Annotated in this window: 15 protein-coding genes; 13 read left to right on the forward strand and 2 right to left on the reverse strand. The window is 65.2% G+C overall.

Features of this window, described 5'->3' with window-relative positions:
• The first annotated feature begins 5 nt into the window (after positions 1 to 5).
• From A7X65_RS16075 to boxB, 3 genes are all read left to right on the forward strand, one after another.
• Complete coding sequence (locus A7X65_RS16075) at positions 6 to 530, forward strand: DUF309 domain-containing protein (RefSeq protein ID WP_063686383.1); 525 nt, start codon at positions 6 to 8, stop codon at positions 528 to 530.
• Positions 531 to 651: 121 nt separating this feature from the next.
• On the forward strand, positions 652 to 2,340 hold the full coding sequence (boxC, locus tag A7X65_RS16080; RefSeq protein WP_063686385.1) for a 2,3-epoxybenzoyl-CoA dihydrolase: 1,689 nt from the start codon (positions 652 to 654) through the stop codon (positions 2,338 to 2,340).
• Between the two features lie 124 nt (positions 2,341 to 2,464).
• Positions 2,465 to 3,916, forward strand: coding sequence for a benzoyl-CoA 2,3-epoxidase subunit BoxB (gene boxB / locus A7X65_RS16085; RefSeq protein WP_063686387.1), 1,452 nt, complete (start codon positions 2,465 to 2,467; stop codon positions 3,914 to 3,916).
• Between the two features lie 207 nt (positions 3,917 to 4,123).
• On the opposite strand, the gene A7X65_RS16090 is transcribed toward boxB, so the two are convergent.
• Both A7X65_RS16090 and A7X65_RS16095 read right to left on the reverse strand, forming a co-directional pair.
• Positions 4,124 to 4,924 carry an SDR family NAD(P)-dependent oxidoreductase gene (locus A7X65_RS16090; protein WP_063686389.1) on the reverse strand — a complete coding sequence of 267 codons (801 nt, stop codon included), beginning with the start codon at positions 4,922 to 4,924 and terminating at the stop codon, positions 4,124 to 4,126.
• Between the two features lie 94 nt (positions 4,925 to 5,018).
• Positions 5,019 to 6,077: a polysaccharide deacetylase family protein gene (locus A7X65_RS16095; protein ID WP_063686390.1), complete on the reverse strand. Its 1,059-nt coding sequence runs from the start codon at positions 6,075 to 6,077 to the stop codon at positions 5,019 to 5,021.
• Positions 6,078 to 6,241: 164 nt separating this feature from the next.
• Here A7X65_RS16095 and A7X65_RS16100 point away from each other — a divergent pair, with 164 nt between their 5' ends.
• From A7X65_RS16100 to phoB, 10 genes are all read left to right on the forward strand, one after another.
• Complete coding sequence (locus A7X65_RS16100) at positions 6,242 to 7,636, forward strand: OmpA family protein (RefSeq protein ID WP_063686392.1); 1,395 nt, start codon at positions 6,242 to 6,244, stop codon at positions 7,634 to 7,636.
• A gap of 2 nt (positions 7,637 to 7,638) precedes the next feature.
• Positions 7,639 to 7,941: a hypothetical protein gene (locus tag A7X65_RS16105; protein WP_063686394.1), complete on the forward strand. Its 303-nt coding sequence runs from the start codon at positions 7,639 to 7,641 to the stop codon at positions 7,939 to 7,941.
• 438 nt (positions 7,942 to 8,379) lie between these two features.
• The gene (locus A7X65_RS16110) at positions 8,380 to 9,435 is read left to right on the forward strand and encodes a putative bifunctional lysylphosphatidylglycerol flippase/synthetase (RefSeq protein WP_063686396.1); all 1,056 of its coding nucleotides are present in this window, start codon (positions 8,380 to 8,382) and stop codon (positions 9,433 to 9,435) included.
• 98 nt (positions 9,436 to 9,533) lie between these two features.
• Entirely contained in the window at positions 9,534 to 10,832 is a 1,299-nt protein-coding gene (locus A7X65_RS16115) for an ATP-binding protein (RefSeq protein ID WP_063686398.1), read from the forward strand.
• Between the two features lie 144 nt (positions 10,833 to 10,976).
• The gene (gene pstS / locus A7X65_RS16120) at positions 10,977 to 11,990 is read left to right on the forward strand and encodes a phosphate ABC transporter substrate-binding protein PstS (RefSeq protein WP_063687724.1); all 1,014 of its coding nucleotides are present in this window, start codon (positions 10,977 to 10,979) and stop codon (positions 11,988 to 11,990) included.
• Between the two features lie 133 nt (positions 11,991 to 12,123).
• Entirely contained in the window at positions 12,124 to 13,113 is a 990-nt protein-coding gene (gene pstC / locus A7X65_RS16125; RefSeq protein WP_063686400.1) for a phosphate ABC transporter permease subunit PstC, read from the forward strand.
• Position 13,114: 1 nt separating this feature from the next.
• Positions 13,115 to 13,960: a phosphate ABC transporter permease PstA gene (gene pstA / locus A7X65_RS16130; RefSeq protein ID WP_063686402.1), complete on the forward strand. Its 846-nt coding sequence runs from the start codon at positions 13,115 to 13,117 to the stop codon at positions 13,958 to 13,960.
• A complete protein-coding gene (gene pstB, locus A7X65_RS16135; protein WP_063686404.1) occupies positions 13,957 to 14,778 on the forward strand; it encodes a phosphate ABC transporter ATP-binding protein PstB in 822 nt (273 codons plus the stop codon). Before pstA ends, pstB begins: the two co-directional genes overlap by 4 nt.
• An 11-nt stretch (positions 14,779 to 14,789) precedes the next feature.
• Complete coding sequence (gene phoU, locus A7X65_RS16140; RefSeq protein ID WP_063686406.1) at positions 14,790 to 15,506, forward strand: phosphate signaling complex protein PhoU; 717 nt, start codon at positions 14,790 to 14,792, stop codon at positions 15,504 to 15,506.
• Positions 15,507 to 15,528: 22 nt separating this feature from the next.
• Positions 15,529 to 16,236, forward strand: coding sequence for a phosphate regulon transcriptional regulator PhoB (phoB, locus tag A7X65_RS16145; RefSeq protein ID WP_008143479.1), 708 nt, complete (start codon positions 15,529 to 15,531; stop codon positions 16,234 to 16,236).
• The last annotated feature ends 88 nt before the right edge of the window (positions 16,237 to 16,324 follow it).

Consider the following 16,324-nt stretch of genomic DNA (forward strand, 5'->3'; position numbering starts at 1 on the left):
CATCCATGAATGTGCCTTCACATGCGAGCGGCCCGCTGCCGTGGCCGCGATGGGCTTATGTGCCAGGTCAGACCGGCGGGGTCGAGGCGGATTACGAGACGCTCGACAAAGCCAAGGCGCTGGTGCCCTCGGCCTTCCGCGGCTACGTGCCGGCGCGCCATCCGGCGCTGCGCTACGGGCTTGCGTTGAACGACCGCGGCTATTTCTGGGAATCGCAGGAGGTGCTCGAGGCCGTGTGGGCTGCCGCGCCCCAGGGCGGCCGCGAGCGCATTCTGCTGCGCGCCTGCATTCACGTCTCCAATGCGAATCTGCGACTCCGAATGCAGCGGTCGCATTCGGCGGCGCGGCTGTTCGGCGATGCCCAGGTGGAGCTGCGGGCGCTGAGGTCGCGGAAGGCGGCGGCCGGCGGCGACGGTTTTGTCGAGAGCTTTCCGGTGCCGGCGCTGACCGCGCTGCTCCAGGCCAAGCTCGGTCGTCCCCAGCTCTCCAAGGCCGACTGGATTGCCCTTGGCGCCATAGTGCGGTCCTAGCGGCTCGCATGAAACAAAGTGCATGCCTTGGCGGTTAAGGGCTAGACGCCTTCCAAAAGATGCACTATTGTGCATCTAACGGTTAACGCCATAACGCATAATCAAGCTCAAGGATGGGCCCATGGCCGGGGAAGATCGGCGCCTCGCAGGCGGCGCGACATTCATCGATTTCCAGACCGAACCGTCCCGCTACAAGCACTGGAAGCTCGCGGTCGACGGCGATGTCGCAACGCTGACCATGGACGTCGACGAGAATGGCGGGCTGTTCGAAGGCTACCAGCTCAAGCTCAATTCCTACGATCTCGGCGTCGACATCGAGCTCGCCGACGCGATTCAGCGCCTGCGCTTCGAGCATCCCGAGGTGAAGGTCGTGCTGATGCGCTCGGCCAAGAGCCGCGTGTTCTGTGCGGGTGCCAACATCCGCATGCTCGCGGGCTCGACCCATGCCCACAAGGTGAACTTCTGCAAGTTCACCAACGAGACCCGCAACGGCATGGAAGACTCTTCGGAGAATTCCGGCCAGCGCTTCATCACGGTCGTGAACGGCTCGGCCGCCGGCGGCGGCTATGAGCTGGCGCTCGCCACCGACCACATCATCCTCGCCGATGACGGTGCCTCCGCCGTCGCGCTGCCCGAAGTGCCGCTGCTCGCGGTGCTGCCCGGCACCGGCGGCCTCACCCGCGTCGTCGACAAGCGCAAGGTGCGCCGCGACCACGCCGACTTCTTCTGCACCATCGAGGAAGGCGTGAAAGGTAAGCGCGCCGTGCAATGGCGCCTCGTCGACGAGATCGCGCCGAACTCGAAGCTGGAGGCCAAGATCGCCGAGCGCGCCAAGGAATTTGCGGCGGCGTCGAAGCGCAAGGGCAGCGGCAAGGGCATCGCGCTGACGCCGATAAAGCGCGTCATCGACGACACGAGCATCCGCTACGGTTTTGTCACTGTGGACATCGACCGCGCGGCCCGCATCGCGACCATCTCGATCAAGGCTCCGGAAGTGGCGCCGCCCGCTGATATCGACGGCATGCTGGCGCAGGGCGCTTCGTTCTGGCCCCTGCAAGTGGCGCGTGAGATCGACGACGCCATCCTGCATCTCCGCATCAACGAGCTCGAGATCGCCATGCTGGTGTTCAAGAGCCATGGCGACCGCGCCCATGTGCTGGCGTCCGACGCCTTCCTCGAAGTCAACAAGGCGCATTGGCTGGTCAACGAGATCAGGCACTATTGGAAGCGCGTGCTCAAGCGGATCGACGTCACCTCGCGCACGCTGGTGACGCTGGTCGAGCCCGGCTCCTGCTTCGCCGGCACGCTCGCCGAGCTCGTCTTCGCCGCCGACCGCTCCTACATGCTGATCGGCACGCGCCAGGGCGACAACCGCCCGCCGCCGTCGATCGAGCTGTCGGCCATGAATTTCGGTCCCTATCCGATGAGCCACGGCCTAACGCGGCTGGAGTCGCGCTTCCAGGCCGACCCGGCCGATGTGGAACGCGCAGAAGCCACGCTAGGCACCGCGCTCGATGCCGAGCAGGCCGAAGAGCTCGGCCTCGTCACCTTCGCCCTCGACGACATCGACTGGGACGACGAGGTTCGCGTGTTCCTGGAGGAGCGCGCCAGCTTCTCGCCCGACAGTCTCACCGGCATGGAAGCGAGCCTGCGCTTCGTCGGCCCCGAGACGATGGAGTCGAAGATCTTCGCGCGCCTCACCGCCTGGCAGAACTGGATATTCCAGCGCCCGAACGCCGTCGGCGAGGAAGGCGCGCTGCGCCGCTACGGCAGCGGCCAGAAGCCGAAATTCGATATGACGCGGGTTTGATGACTTTCACTGCGTCATGGCCGGGCTTGTCCCGGCCATCCACGTCCTTCGCTCGAGCAAGCAAGAACGTGGATGCCCGGCACAAGGCCGGGCATGACGGAAAGAGATCGCAAGGAGCACGGCCATGAACATGAACATCATGAACGTCGACTACTCGACCAAGATTCCCAACAACGTGAATCTCGCCGAAGACCGCCAGGTGCTGAAGGCGCTGGAGGGCTGGCATCCCGGCTACATGGACTGGTGGAGCGACATGGGCCCTGAGGGCTTCCAGGAGTCGCTCGTTTACTTGCGCACCGCCTATTCGGTCGATCCGCGCGGTTGGGCCAAGTTCGACTATGTCCGCATGCCCGAATATCGCTGGGGCATCCTGCTTGCGCCGCAGGAAGAGAACCGCGTCGTGCCGTTCGGGGAGCATTATGGCGAGCCGGCCTGGCAGGAAGTGCCCGGCGAATATCGCGCCATGCTGCGCCGCCTGATCGTGATCCAGGGCGACACCGAGCCGGCCTCGGTCGAGCAGCAGCGCCATCTCGGCAAGACCGCGCCCTCGCTCTACGACATGCGCAATCTGTTCCAGGTGAACGTCGAGGAAGGCCGTCATCTCTGGGCGATGGTCTATTTGCTCCAGAAATATTTCGGCCGCGACGGCCGCGAAGAGGCCGATGATTTGCTGCGTCGTCGCTCCGGCGATGCCGATGCGCCGCGCATGCTGGGCGCCTTCAACGAGGCGACGCCGGACTGGCTGTCCTTCTTCATGTTCACTTACTTCACCGACCGCGACGGCAAGATGCAGCTGCACTCGCTGGCGCAGTCGGGCTTCGATCCGCTGTCGCGCACCTGCCGCTTCATGCTGACCGAGGAAGCGCACCACATGTTCGTCGGCGAGACCGGTATCACCCGCGTCGTGCAGCGCACCTGCGATGCGATGCGCGAGGCCGGCATCACCGATCCCACCGACATCGCCAAGGTCCGTGCGCTCGGCGTGATCGACCTGCCGACCATCCAGAAGAAGCTGAACCTGCACTACACGCTGTCGCTGGACCTGTTCGGCTCCGAGGTCTCGACCAACGCGGCCAACGCCTTCAACACCGGCATCAAGGGCCGCTATCACGAGACCCAGATCGACGACGATCACCAGCTCAAGAACTCGACCTATCCGGTGCTCAAGCTGATCAACGGCGAGATCAAGCTGGTCGACGAGCCGGCGCTGACCGCGCTCAACATGCGCCTGCGCGACGATTACAGCCAGGATTGCGTCAAGGGCATGCTGCGCTGGAACAAGGTGATCTCGACCGCCGGCTATCAGTTCCAGCTCAAGCTGCCCAACGTCGCCTTCCACCGCCACATCGGCGAGTTCAAGGACGTCCACGCCACGCCCGACGGGATCCTGATCGACGATGCGACCTGGGCGAAGCGCAAGGACGAGTGGCTGCCCTCGACCGCCGACGGCGACTTCATCACCTCGCTGATGCAGCCCGTCACCGAGCAAGGCAAGTTCGCGTCGTGGATTTCGCCGCCGAAGGTCGGCATCGACAACAAGCCGGGTGATTTCGAGTACGTGAAGATCGAGTCGTAGCCACTCGCGAGGCGCGACGGCCGCGCCACAAACTCACCTGTCGTCCTGGCGAAGGCCGGGACCCATAACCCCAGGGAGTAGTTTGGCGAAGATTGGTCGTTCGGTACTCATACCGACCGTGATCGATAGACTCCGCGGTATGGGTCCCGGCTTTCGCCGGGACGACACCGGAGTGTGACGCGCTGTCCGCGCCGCGCAGCCTGCCGCCTACCCCGCGATCTCCAGCCCCGCATTCGCATACACCACGCCGCCGTCCACCGCGATGGTGTTGCCGACCACGTAGTCACCCGCGCGCGAGGCGAGATAGATCGCCACGCCCGCCATGTCATCGTCGGTGCCGATGCGCCGCGACGGAATGCGCTTCGCCACTTCGTCCGAATGGTCGCGCGCGGCGCGGTTCATGTCGGACTTGAACGCACCAGGGGCGATCGCGGTGACGTTGATGTTGTCCTTGACCAGCTTCGTCGCCATGCGCCGCGTCAGATGGATCACCGCGGCCTTGCTGGCGGCGTAGGAATAGGTCTCGCTCGGATTGACGAAGATGCCGTCGACCGAGGCGATGTTGATCACCTTCGCCGGGCGCTCCGCGCTCGCCGCCGCGCGCAGCGGCTTCGCCAGCGCCTTGGTCAGGAAGAACAGCGACTTGACGTTGAGGTCCATCACCTTGTCCCAGCCGCTCTCCGGGAATTCGTCGAACTCCGCGCCCCAGGCCGCGCCCGCATTGTTGACGAGGATGTCGAGCTTCGGCTCCAGGCGGATGATTTCGCCGGCGAGCTTGTTGCAGCCTTCCACGTTGGAGATGTCGATCGGCAGCGCGATGCACTCGCCGTCATATTGCGCGGAAAGCTCCTGCGCCGTCGCTTCGCACGGCCCGGCCTTGCGCGCGGTGATGTAGACCTTCGCCGCGCCGGCGCTGAGGAATCCCGCCGCGATCATCTTGCCGATGCCGCGCGAGCCTCCGGTCACGAGCGCGACGCGGCCCTTGAGCGAGAACAGATCGTTGAACATGGTGCCTCCCTTGGTTGGCGCCCGTTGTGGGCGGCGCGGGCAGGGGAGTCAAGGAAGCGCGGGCGTGTGGCGCGACGACGGTTAGGTTTGTGGCCTACGCCGCCGCGATCCTGCGGAAACCGTTCCACATCGCGGTCGCGGCGCCCGAGGTCAGCACCGGCAGGATGCGCGTGTCCTGGTAGTTGCCGTTGAGCGAGACACGCGGCAACGCGGTCATGTGGCCGGCGTTCTCGGCGAACAGCATGCCGGGGCGCGTCGTTACGGCCGTCTTGAATCCCGCGGCGGCGGCCAGCGCGAATTCCCGATCGCCGGCGGCATTGCGGTCGCCATAGGGGTAGGCGAAGTGCAGCACAGGACGCTCCAGCGCCTGCTCGATGCGCGCGCGGCTCACCGCCATCTCCTGCGCGGCGATCTCCTCGCTCTGCCGCGCCAGATTGCAATGGCTGATGGTATGGGCGCCGATCGTGACGAGCGGATCGGCGGCAAAGAGCTTCGTCTCGTCCCAGGACAGGCAGAGGCCGCGGCACAGCGCTTCCATGTCCACTCCGTGCCGAGCACAGAGCGCCTCGATCTCGCGCTTGAGGTCGTGCTCGCCGGGCAGCGCACGCAGCCAGTCGTGCAGGCGATCGAACGTCGCCTGTTTCGCGGCCGGCGTCGTCGCATCGAGCCGTAGTACGGAATTGCCGATGCTGACCTCGATCTGATCGGCCTTGGCGATCACAGCCTCCAGCGCGGTCCACCACAGCCGTCCGGTGCCTTCCGCGAAATCACTGGCGACATAGACCGCCAGAGGCGCGTCAAATTCGCGCAGCACGGGCAGCGCATAGTCGAGATTGTCGCGATAGCCGTCGTCGAGCGTGAAGGCGGCGAAGCGGCGGTCGAAGCGGCCTTGCACCATCCGCGCGTGCAGCTCGTCCATGCTGACGATGTCGATGTCGCGCGAGCGCAGGTGGCTCAGCGTGGCGCGCAGGAATTCGGGGGTAACTTCCAGATGCCGGTTGGGCTGAAACGCGCCCTCTCGGGCCGGCCGCACGTGGTGCAGCATGAAAATGGCGCCGACGCCCGACAGAAGCGGGCGTAGCAGGTGGTGCGCCCCGCTGAAGTAAAGTGCTCCCAGCCCGGCACGGATGACGTTGTTGCGCAGTTGTTTCATGACCGGCTGGCGGACCTTGGCATTCCGCCCTCAACTTACGGAAGAACCCTTGAAGAAAAAGTTATTCCAATTGTCCATGCATGGCCTTCGGAAGGACGCCATTTCCGGTTTGACAGCCCGCCAAGGGTTTGTTTTGTCTCCGGTTCCAGAGTTCGGGTCGTCGAATGCAGAAGCTTTTCAGGTGGGCCAGCAAATGGTGGCCGGGGCTCATCCCCCTGGCCGTCATGTGGGGATTTGCGGCCTGGAATAATACCTTGCCGGTCGAGGCGGACCTGTCCGCCCGCAGCTCGGCGGCGCTAAAGGATACCGTTCTGGACAAGACCCGGATCGCGGTGGACGGCCGCGACGTCAGTCTGGCAGCGGACGCCTTTTCCGAGGAGGGTCGGCGCGACGCCGTGATGGCGGTCGAGCTGGTCCCGGGCGTGCGCCTGGTCGACGACCGGACCCGCCTCGTTCCCGAAGCCAAACCCTTCGTCTGGAACGCCGAGCGCGACGTGGTGCGGGTGACGCTATCCGGCGCCGCGCCCTTGCCTTCGATGAAGGCACGCCTGACCGAGGCGGCGCGCAAGGAGGTCAATGGGGTCGAGGTCGCCGACCAGATGGGTCTCGCCCGGGGTGCGCCGCCGCGTTTCGAGGCCGCCGCGATGCTGCTGCTCGACCAGATCGGCAAGCTCAAGGACGGCAAGATCACGATCACGGACACCAAGGTCAATCTGTCGGGCATGGCGCGCGAGCTCGGCGGTCGCGAGGCGATTGCGGCCGCGCTGAAGAATCTGCCCGAGGGTTTCACGATCGCCGCCAACGAGATCAAGGCGCCGCCCTACATCTTCCAGGCCTACAAGGATCCGGTGGCCGCGACGGTGACGCTGACCGGATACGTTCCGGACAACAATGTCCACGCGGCGATCGCCACCAGCGCCTCGCGAAAATTCTTTGGCGAAAAGGTCGTCGACAATCTCAAGGCCAGCATTGGCGCACCCGCCTCCTTCAACCCCGCCGTGGTTGCGGCGCTCGGTGCTTTGTCGCGGCTGTCGACCGGGACGCTCGTCGTCTCCGATCGCGAGGTGAAGCTGTCGGGCGATGCGCTCTATGAAGGGGCCGCCAACGATATCCGCGCCGGTCTCGGCAAGGACTTTCCGAAGAACTGGCAGTACAAGCCGGAGATCACGGTGAAGCCGGCGGCAGGCCCGGTTGACGGCACGGTCTGCCAGCAATTGTTCTCCGAGCTCCTCGGCAAGGGCAAGATCCGGTTCGCGCCCAAGCGCGCCGACATCGATCCGGACTCCGCTGGCGTGCTCGACCATCTGATCGAGACGGCGCTGCGCTGCCCCAACGCCAATATCGAGGTCGCGGGCCACACCGACGCCGACGGGGAGGACGCTTTCAACCAGGCGCTGTCCGAAAAGCGGGCGCAGGCGGTGATCGACTACCTCGTCAAGGCAGGTTTGCCCGCCGCCCGCTTCACCGCGGTCGGCTATGGCGCCACGCAGCCTCTTGCCGGCAACGATACCGACGAAGGCAAGGCGCAGAACCGCCGCATCGAATTTCTGGTGAGGTGACCATGCCCTATCTCGTCTCGTTCCATATGGGCTGGCTGATCGGTTCGGTGCTGCTCGGCTTCTGCATGGGCTGGATCTCGGTGGTCCAGCGCGGCAACGGCACCTCGAAGGTCACCGCCCGCTGGCTCGCTGTGCTTGCCGCGGGGCTGGTCGCCGCATCGTTCGCGCATGTGGTCCCCGGCCGCTTCGGCTACTGGCTCGACCTCGGCCTGATCATGTTCGCCTGCTATCTCGTCGGCTGCACGATCGGCGCCTGGTTGCGCGACCGGGTGGTCTCGCGCACCGCGCCGCCCGCCGCTCCGTGATGTTGCTGTGCACCCAGACCGTGGGGTCCGGGGTTGTCCCCGGCGCATCCCAAATACGTTGACCCAAGGTCGGGGGGCCGCCCCTCTTTCAAGAGGCGGACGCGGCCCATAGATTGATTTCGGCTTAAGGCGTGACGGAACATTGTGCGGCCGAAATCATCAAAACTTCATGGCGCCTGCGCAGGATTGCCGCGGAGATTCGCGTCAAGCTTGCCGCCGAAAGCGCCAAACCGTGCACCGGGAGCCCGCAGCCTGCCTAAAACATTGAAGGCACGTGTTTTTGTTCGAATTGGCGAATTCCACTCCGCGTCGAAACGCGCTAGAGGAGCGTGGGGCGTGCGCGATACCGGAGCCGGCGGCGAGGGTTCGTCAAGTGCCTGTGCGTCGTCCGCCTGTTCGCTGGCCGTCCTGGCCGCTGAAGCGTTGTTCGAGGTCTAGATGCTGGAAGCCATACGCAGGGCGATGACGTTTCTGCGCCAGAAGCAAATCCTGCATAAGCTTGGAGTTGTGATCAGCGTCGCGGTCATCGGCATCGCTTGCTATGTGCTCTACCACATGCTGCGCGGCATCGATTTCAACGAAGTCCTCGAAGCGATCAAGAGCACCGAGCCGAGCCAGATCGCGATGGCCGGGCTTTTCGTCGCCGCAGGCTATTTCACCCTCACATTCTACGATCTGTTCGCCGTGCGCGCGATCGGCCACGCCCACGTGCCCTACCGCATCAACGCGCTCGCCGCCTTCACCAGCTATTCGATTGGCCACAATGTCGGCGCATCCGTCTTCACCGGCGGTGCGGTGCGCTATCGCATCTATTCGGCCTATGGGCTGAACGCGATCGACGTCGCCAAGATCTGCTTCCTTGCCGGCCTGACCTTCTGGCTCGGCAACGCCGCCGTGCTCGGCCTCGGCATCTCCTACCATCCGGAGGCAGCGGCCTCGATCGACCAGCTCCCGGCATGGCTGAACCGGACGCTGGCGCTGATGATCATCGTGGCGCTGATCGGCTATGTGGTCTGGGTCTGGACCCAGCCGCGCGTGGTCGGCCGCGGGCCCTGGACCGTGGTGCTGCCGGGCGGCCCGCTGACGCTGCTCCAGATCGCCATCGGCATCATCGACCTCGGCTTCTGCGCGCTCGCGATGTATGTGCTGGTCCCGGACGAGCCCAATCTCGGCTTCGTCGTGGTCGCCGTGATCTTCGTCTCGGCCACCCTGCTCGGCTTCGCCAGCCATTCGCCCGGAGGCCTCGGCGTGTTCGACGCGGCCATGCTGGTCGGCCTCTGGCAAATGGACCGCGAGGAGCTGCTCGGCGGCATGCTCCTGTTCCGCGTGCTCTATTATCTGTCCCCCTTCGTCATATCTGTAATCTTGCTGACGTTTCGCGAAGTTATAATCGGGGCCCGATCGAAGCGTTTGCAGCAGGCGGCGCTCAAGCTTGACCCCGGTCCGGCCCGTGAAGCCGCCTATGTGAGAGAGCGCAGCGATAGCGGCGCCTGACCGGCGCCAAGGTCCAAAGACAAGTTCCGAAGACAAGTCCCAGGACACGACCCCAGACACAGCTCACGGGGCAAGTCCTCCAGGAGAAGCCCGCCCAGATGGCGATTGACGCCCCTTCTTCTCCCGCCGCCACGCCCTGGTCCGACCGGCTGCGGCACTCGACCGTCATCCTGATCGCCGCGGCGCTGGCGCTGTCGGTGGTGGTCTCGCTCGGCGAATTGTCGGTCCTGCATGCCGTTGCGGTGTTCTTCTGCATCGCCGCCGCGGCGCTGATCCCCTGGCGGCTGCACGATACCGCCGCCTCTCGCGACGATGTCCGCCGCATCAACCCGGTCGAGAGCGCTGCGGTCGCCGCGGTCGTCGCCGGCATGCCCGATCCTGCGGTGCTGCTCGACCGCGCCGGGCGCGTCATCCACCTCAATGCTGCCGCGGCCCAGCTCGCGCCGGCGCTGCGCCGGAACGAGCTCGCCCAGTTCGCGCTGCGCTCGCCGGAGATCATAACCGCGCTGCGCGAGTCGATCGCGACCACCGAGCCGCGGCGCGCGACCTATCTCGATCATGTCCCGGTTGATCGCTGGATGGAGCTGATCATCACGCCGGTGCCGGTGCCGACCACCTTCGGCGGGGCCGACAAATGCATGCTGATGACCTTCCACGACCAGACGCCGCTGCGCCGGGTCGAGGAGATGCGGGCCGACTTCGTCGCCAATGCCAGCCACGAGCTGCGCACCCCGCTGGCCGCCCTGTCGGGTTTCATCGACACGCTGCAGGGCCAGGCCAAGGACGATCCCAAGGCGCGGGAGCGCTTCCTGGGCATCATGCACAACCAGGCCACCCGCATGGCGCGCCTGATCGACGATCTGCTGTCGCTGTCGCGGGTCGAGCTGTCGGCCCATGTCCGGCCGGACACCCTGGTCGATCTGCTGCCGATCATCCGCCAGGTCGCGGACGGCCTGGAGCCGCTGGCGCGCGAGCGCCAGGTCGAGGTCGAGATCCACCTGCCGGACCCGCCGGTGATGATCGCGGGCGACCGCGAGGAGCTGCTCCGCCTGTTCGAGAACCTGATCGAGAATGCGCTCAAATACGGCGCCTCGGGCGGACGTGTCATCGTGTCGCTGACCTCGGGCGGCGCTACCGAGGGAACCCAGGAAATCCGCGTCATGGTCCGGGATTTCGGTCCCGGCATCGCGCCCGAGCACCTGCCGCGGCTGACCGAGCGGTTCTACCGGGTCGATGTCGGCGACAGCCGCTCGCAGGGTGGAACCGGACTCGGATTATCGCTGGTGAAACATATTCTTAACCGGCATCGCGGCCGGCTTTTGATCGAAAGTGTGCCCCGCCAGGGTGCCACCTTCACCGCCTGTTTTCCCCAGGTCAAGGCTCCTGCCGCAGCCTGAAACTCAAGCGATTTCAATCGCTTGTTGCTGTCATCCGACTGTCACGAAACCTTCGTAAAAGCACAGCCGTCTGCTCCTAAAGGGGCGGCGCGGGGAGCGCGATCGGGCGCGGATGGCGCTTCGCTCCCCTGTATGGAGACCAGCATGAATTTCATCAAAACGATCGTCGCTGCCGGCTTGGTCGCCGCAACGACGACGGCGGCCTTTGCCGCCGATATCACGGGTGCCGGTGCGACATTCCCGTTCCCGATCTATTCCAAGTGGGCTGACGCCTACAAGAAGGAGACCGGCAACGGTCTGAACTACCAGTCGATCGGCTCGGGCGGCGGCATCAAGCAGATCCAGGCCAAGACCGTGACCTTCGGCGCCAGCGACGCGCCGCTCAAGGCCGAGCAGCTCGAGAAGGACGGCCTCGTCCAGTGGCCGATGGTGATGGGCGCCATCGTTCCCGTCGTCAACATCGAGGGCGTGAAGCCCGGTGAGATGGTGTTCGACGGCGAGACCCTCGCCAACATCTATCTCGGCAAGATCACCAAGTGGGACGACGCCGCGATCAAGAAGCTCAATCCGAACGTGAAGCTGCCGTCGGAGGCGATCACCGTCGTCCGCCGCTCGGACGGTTCGGGCACCACCTTCAACTTCACCAACTACCTCTCCAAGGCCTCGGCCGACTGGAAGAGCAAGGTCGGTGAGGGCACCGCGGTCGAGTGGCCGGTCGGCGTCGGTGCCAAGGGCAACGAAGGCGTGTCGGGCAACATCAGCCAGACCAAGAACTCGATCGGTTACGTCGAGTATGCCTATGCCAAGCAGAACAAGCTGACCTACACCGGTCTCGTCAACAAGGCCGGCAAGCCGGTGCAGCCGACCGTCGAGGCCTTCCAGGCGGCCGCCTCCAACGCCGACTGGGCCAAGGCTCCCGGCTACTACGTCATCCTGACCGACCAGCCCGGCGAGAAGTCCTGGCCGATCACGGCTGCGACCTTCATCCTCATGCACAAGGACGCCACCGACAAGGCGGCCTCGCAGGAAGCCATCAAGTTCTTCCGCTGGGCCTTCAAGAACGGCGGCAAGGCGGCCGAGGAGCTCGACTACATCCCGATGCCCGAGGGCGTCGTGACCCTGATCGAGAAGACCTGGGCTGCCGAGATCAAGAGCTAAGGCACTCCCCGTCCCGGACGGGGTGCCGGGATGATCCAAGACCTCCGCTCCGGATCGGCATCGCGCCAGATCCGGAGCGCGCCACCAACAACAAGCATGTATAAAACGGCTACAGGGGATCGGCGTGGCTGAGATGGCTGTCGAGAGCAACGTAATTGATGCTGCCGGACCGTATGACCGCGCCAAGGCCTTGAGCGCGTTCAAGCTCGGCGATCTCACCTTCTACTGGATCACGCGGCTGTCCGCGATTTCGGTGCTGCTCATTCTCGGCGGCATCATCCTCTCGCTGATCGTCGGCGCCTTCCCGGCGATCAAGGAATACGGCTTCGCCTTCCTGTGGACGCAGCGCTGGGCGCCGTCGGCCGATCCGCCCGTGCTCGGCGCGCTCGGGCCGATGTACGGCACGCTCGTCACCTCCTTCATCGCGATGCTGATCGCCATCCCGGTCGGTCTCGGCATTGCGATCTTCCTCACCGAGCTCTGCCCGCAATGGCTGCGCCGCCCGATCGGCATGGCGGTCGAGCTGCTCGCCGGCATTCCCTCGATCATCTACGGCATGTGGGGCTTCTTCGTGCTGGGCCCGTTCCTGGCCAACACCTTCCAGCCCTTCATGATCAAGATTTTCGACGGCGTCCCCGTGCTGGGTGCGATCTTCGCGGGTCCCCCGTCCTATCTCAGCCTGTTCAACGCCGCGCTGATCCTCGCCATCATGGTGCTGCCCTTCATCACCTCGATCTCGGTCGACGTGTTCAAGACCGTGCCGCCGGTGCTGAAGGAAGCCGCCTACGGCGTCGGCTGCACCACCTGGGAAGTCGTCCGCAGCGTGGTGATCCCCTACACCCGCGTCGGCATCATCGGTGGCGTCATGCTGGCGCTGGGCCGCGCGCTCGGCGAGACCATGGCGGTGACCTTCATCATCGGCAACTCGTTCCGCATCTCATCGTCGATCTTCGCCCCGGGCACCACGATCTCGGCGGCGATCGCGTCCGAGTTCGCCGAGAGCGACGGCCTGCACCAGTCCGGCCTGATCCTGCTCGGCCTGCTGCTGTTCGTGCTGACGTTCTTCGTGCTCGCAGCCGCGCGGCTGATGCTGCTGCGCCTTGAAAAGAAGGCGGGGAAGTGACATGAACCCGATCTACGCACGCCGCCGCCGCAAGGACATCGTGATCCGCGGGCTCTGCATCGCCGCCGCCGCCTTCGGCGTCACCTGGCTCGCGCTGATCCTGGCGACGTTGCTCTACAACGGCATCGCCGGCCTGAACCTGGATCTGTTCATCGCAGATACGCCGCCTCCGGGCTCGACCGAAGGCGGCCTGCGCAACGCGATCGTCGGTTCGCTGATCATGACCGTGATCGGCGTCGGCATCGGCGCTCCGCTCGGCCTGTTCGCCGGCACCTATCTCGCCGAGTACGGCCGCAACGACCGTCTGACCTCGGTGATCCGCTTCATCAACGACATCCTGCTCTCGGCGCCGTCGATCATCATCGGCCTGTTCATCTACGGTGCGGTGGTGGTGCCGATGCGCGGCTTCTCGGCGATCGCCGGCAGCCTCGCGCTGGCCGTCATCGTCATCCCGGTGGTGCTGCGCACGACCGAGGACATGCTGCTGCTGGTGCCGAACGCGCTGCGCGAGGCGGCTTCCGCGCTCGGCCTGCCGCGCTCGCTGGTGATCAAGCGCATCGCCTATCGTGCGGCCCGCTCGGGCCTCATCACCGGCGTGCTGCTCGCCACCGCCCGCGTCGCCGGCGAGACCGCGCCGCTGCTGTTCACCGCGCTGTCGAACCAGTTCTTCAGCCTCGGCTTGAACAAGACGATGGCGAACCTGCCGGTCACCATCAACAACTTCGTCCAGAGCCCCTACGCCTATTGGAAGCAGCTCGCCTGGAGCGGCGCGCTGCTGATCACGATCACCGTGCTTGCCCTGAACATTGGCGCGCGCATCCTCGGCGCCGAGAGGACTGCAAAATGACCGACCTTTCCGTATCCGTGAGTTCGAACGCCCATCTGGCTTCGCAGCAGGTGCTGCCGGAAGCGCCCGCCAAGGTGACGGTGCGCAACCTCAACTTCTATTACGGCGAGCACCACGCGCTGAAGAACATCAACCTGACGCTCGGTACCAACCGCGTCACGGCATTCATCGGTCCGTCGGGCTGCGGCAAGTCCACCCTGCTGCGCATCTTCAACCGGATGTACGATCTCTATCCGGGCCAGCGCGTCACCGGTCAGCTCATGCTCGACCAGACCAACATTCTCGACCCCAAGCTGGACCTCAACCTGCTGCGCGCCCGCGTCGGCATGGTGTTCCAGAAGCCGACGCCGTTCCCGATGACGATCTACGAGAACATCGCCTTCGGCATCCGTCTCTATGAGAAGATCTCGAAGTCCGAGATGGACGACCGGGTCGAGAAGGCGCTGCGCGGCGGCGCGCTGTGGAACGAGGTCAAGGACAAGCTCAACGCCTCCGGCCTGTCGCTCTCCGGCGGCCAGCAGCAGCGCCTCTGCATCGCCCGCACCGTCGCGGTGCGGCCCGAGGTGATCCTGTTCGACGAGCCCTGCTCGGCGCTCGACCCGATCTCGACCGCCAAGGTCGAGGAGCTGATCCAGGAACTGTCCGAGAACTACACGATCGCGATCGTCACCCACAACATGCAGCAGGCGGCGCGCGTCTCCGACAAGACTGCCTTCATGTATCTCGGCGAGCTGATCGAGTTCGACGACACCAGCAAGATCTTCACGTCGCCGACCGATCGGCGCACGCAGGATTACATCACCGGCCGGTTCGGCTGAGGAGACGGGACATGGGTTCTGAACATACCGCAAAAGCCTTCGACACCGACCTCCAGGAGCTCACCCGCCTGGTCGCCGAGATGGGCGGCATCGCCGAGCGCATGATCGTCGATTCCGTCGGCGCGCTGATCCGCCGCGATGTCGCGCTCGGCCAGCGCGTCGTCACCATCGACGCCGAGCTCGACGCGCTCCAGAAGAAGATCGAGGAACGTGCCGTTCTCACCATCGCCCGCCGCCAGCCGATGGCGGTAGACCTGCGCGAGATCGTCGGCGCCATGCGCGTCGCGACCGATCTCGAGCGCATCGGCGACCTCGCCAAGAACATGGGCAAGCGCGTCGCGGCGCTGGAGACGGACTTCCATCCGCTCAAGCTGTTCCGCGGCCTGGAACACATGACCGACCTCGTGCAGCAGCAGGTCAAGTCGGTGCTGGACGCCTATGCCGCGCACGATCTGCCGGCGGCGATGGCGGTGTGGAAGGGCGACGAGGAAGTCGACGCCATCTGCACCTCGCTGTTCCGCGAGCTCCTCACGTACATGATGGAGGATCCGCGCAACATCTCGTTCTGCATCCACCTGATGTTCTGCGCCAAGAACATCGAGCGCATCGGCGACCACGCCACCAACATCGCCGAGACCGTGTTCTACATGATCGAGGGCCAGGCGATCACCGACAAGCGGCCGAAGGGCGACATGACGACCTTCGCCACGACGGTTCCGAATACCTGAAGACTTAAGGAGCGACGACACCATGGGCGCACGCATTATGGTGGTTGAGGACGAGGAAGCTCTGACCGAGCTTCTGCGCTACAACCTCGAAGGCGACGGCTATGACGTCGAGACGGTGATGCGCGGCGACGATGCCGACACCCGTCTCAAGGAACATATTCCCGATCTGATCGTGCTCGACTGGATGCTGCCGGGCCTGTCAGGCATCGAGCTGTGCCGGCGGCTGCGGACCCGCCCCGAGACCAAGCAGCTCCCGATCATCATGCTCACCGCGCGCGGCGAGGAGAGCGAGCGGGTGCGCGGGCTTGCCACCGGCGCCGACGACTACATCGTCAAGCCGTTCTCGGTGCCGGAGCTGCTGGCGCGCGTGAAAGGCCTCTTGCGCCGCGCCAGCCCCGAGCGGCTCGCCACCGTGCTCGCCTATGGCGACATCGAGCTCGATCGCGACAAGCGCCGCGTCGCGCGCTCGGGCCGGCCGATCGATCTCGGTCCGACCGAATATCGCCTGCTGGAGTTCTTCCTGGAGCATCCGGGCCGCGTGTTCTCGCGCGAGCAGCTGCTCGACAGCGTCTGGGGCCGCGACATCTACATCGACGAGCGCACCGTCGACGTCCATATCGGGCGCCTGCGCAAGCTGCTCAATCTCGGCCGCGAGCAGGACCCGATCCGCACCGTCCGCGGTGCGGGCTACGCGCTCGACGACCGCTTTGCGAAAGCCGAGCAGACCTGAGAGCGGCTTCAGGCAAGCCAAATAAAAAGCGCGCCACATGGCGCGCTTTTTTATGCCTCGATCATCGTCCCGGCCTCACGTCGGGACG

Origin of the sequence: Bradyrhizobium stylosanthis (assembly GCF_001641335.1) — a bacterium.
Classification (GTDB): Bacteria; Pseudomonadota; Alphaproteobacteria; order Rhizobiales; family Xanthobacteraceae; genus Bradyrhizobium; species Bradyrhizobium stylosanthis.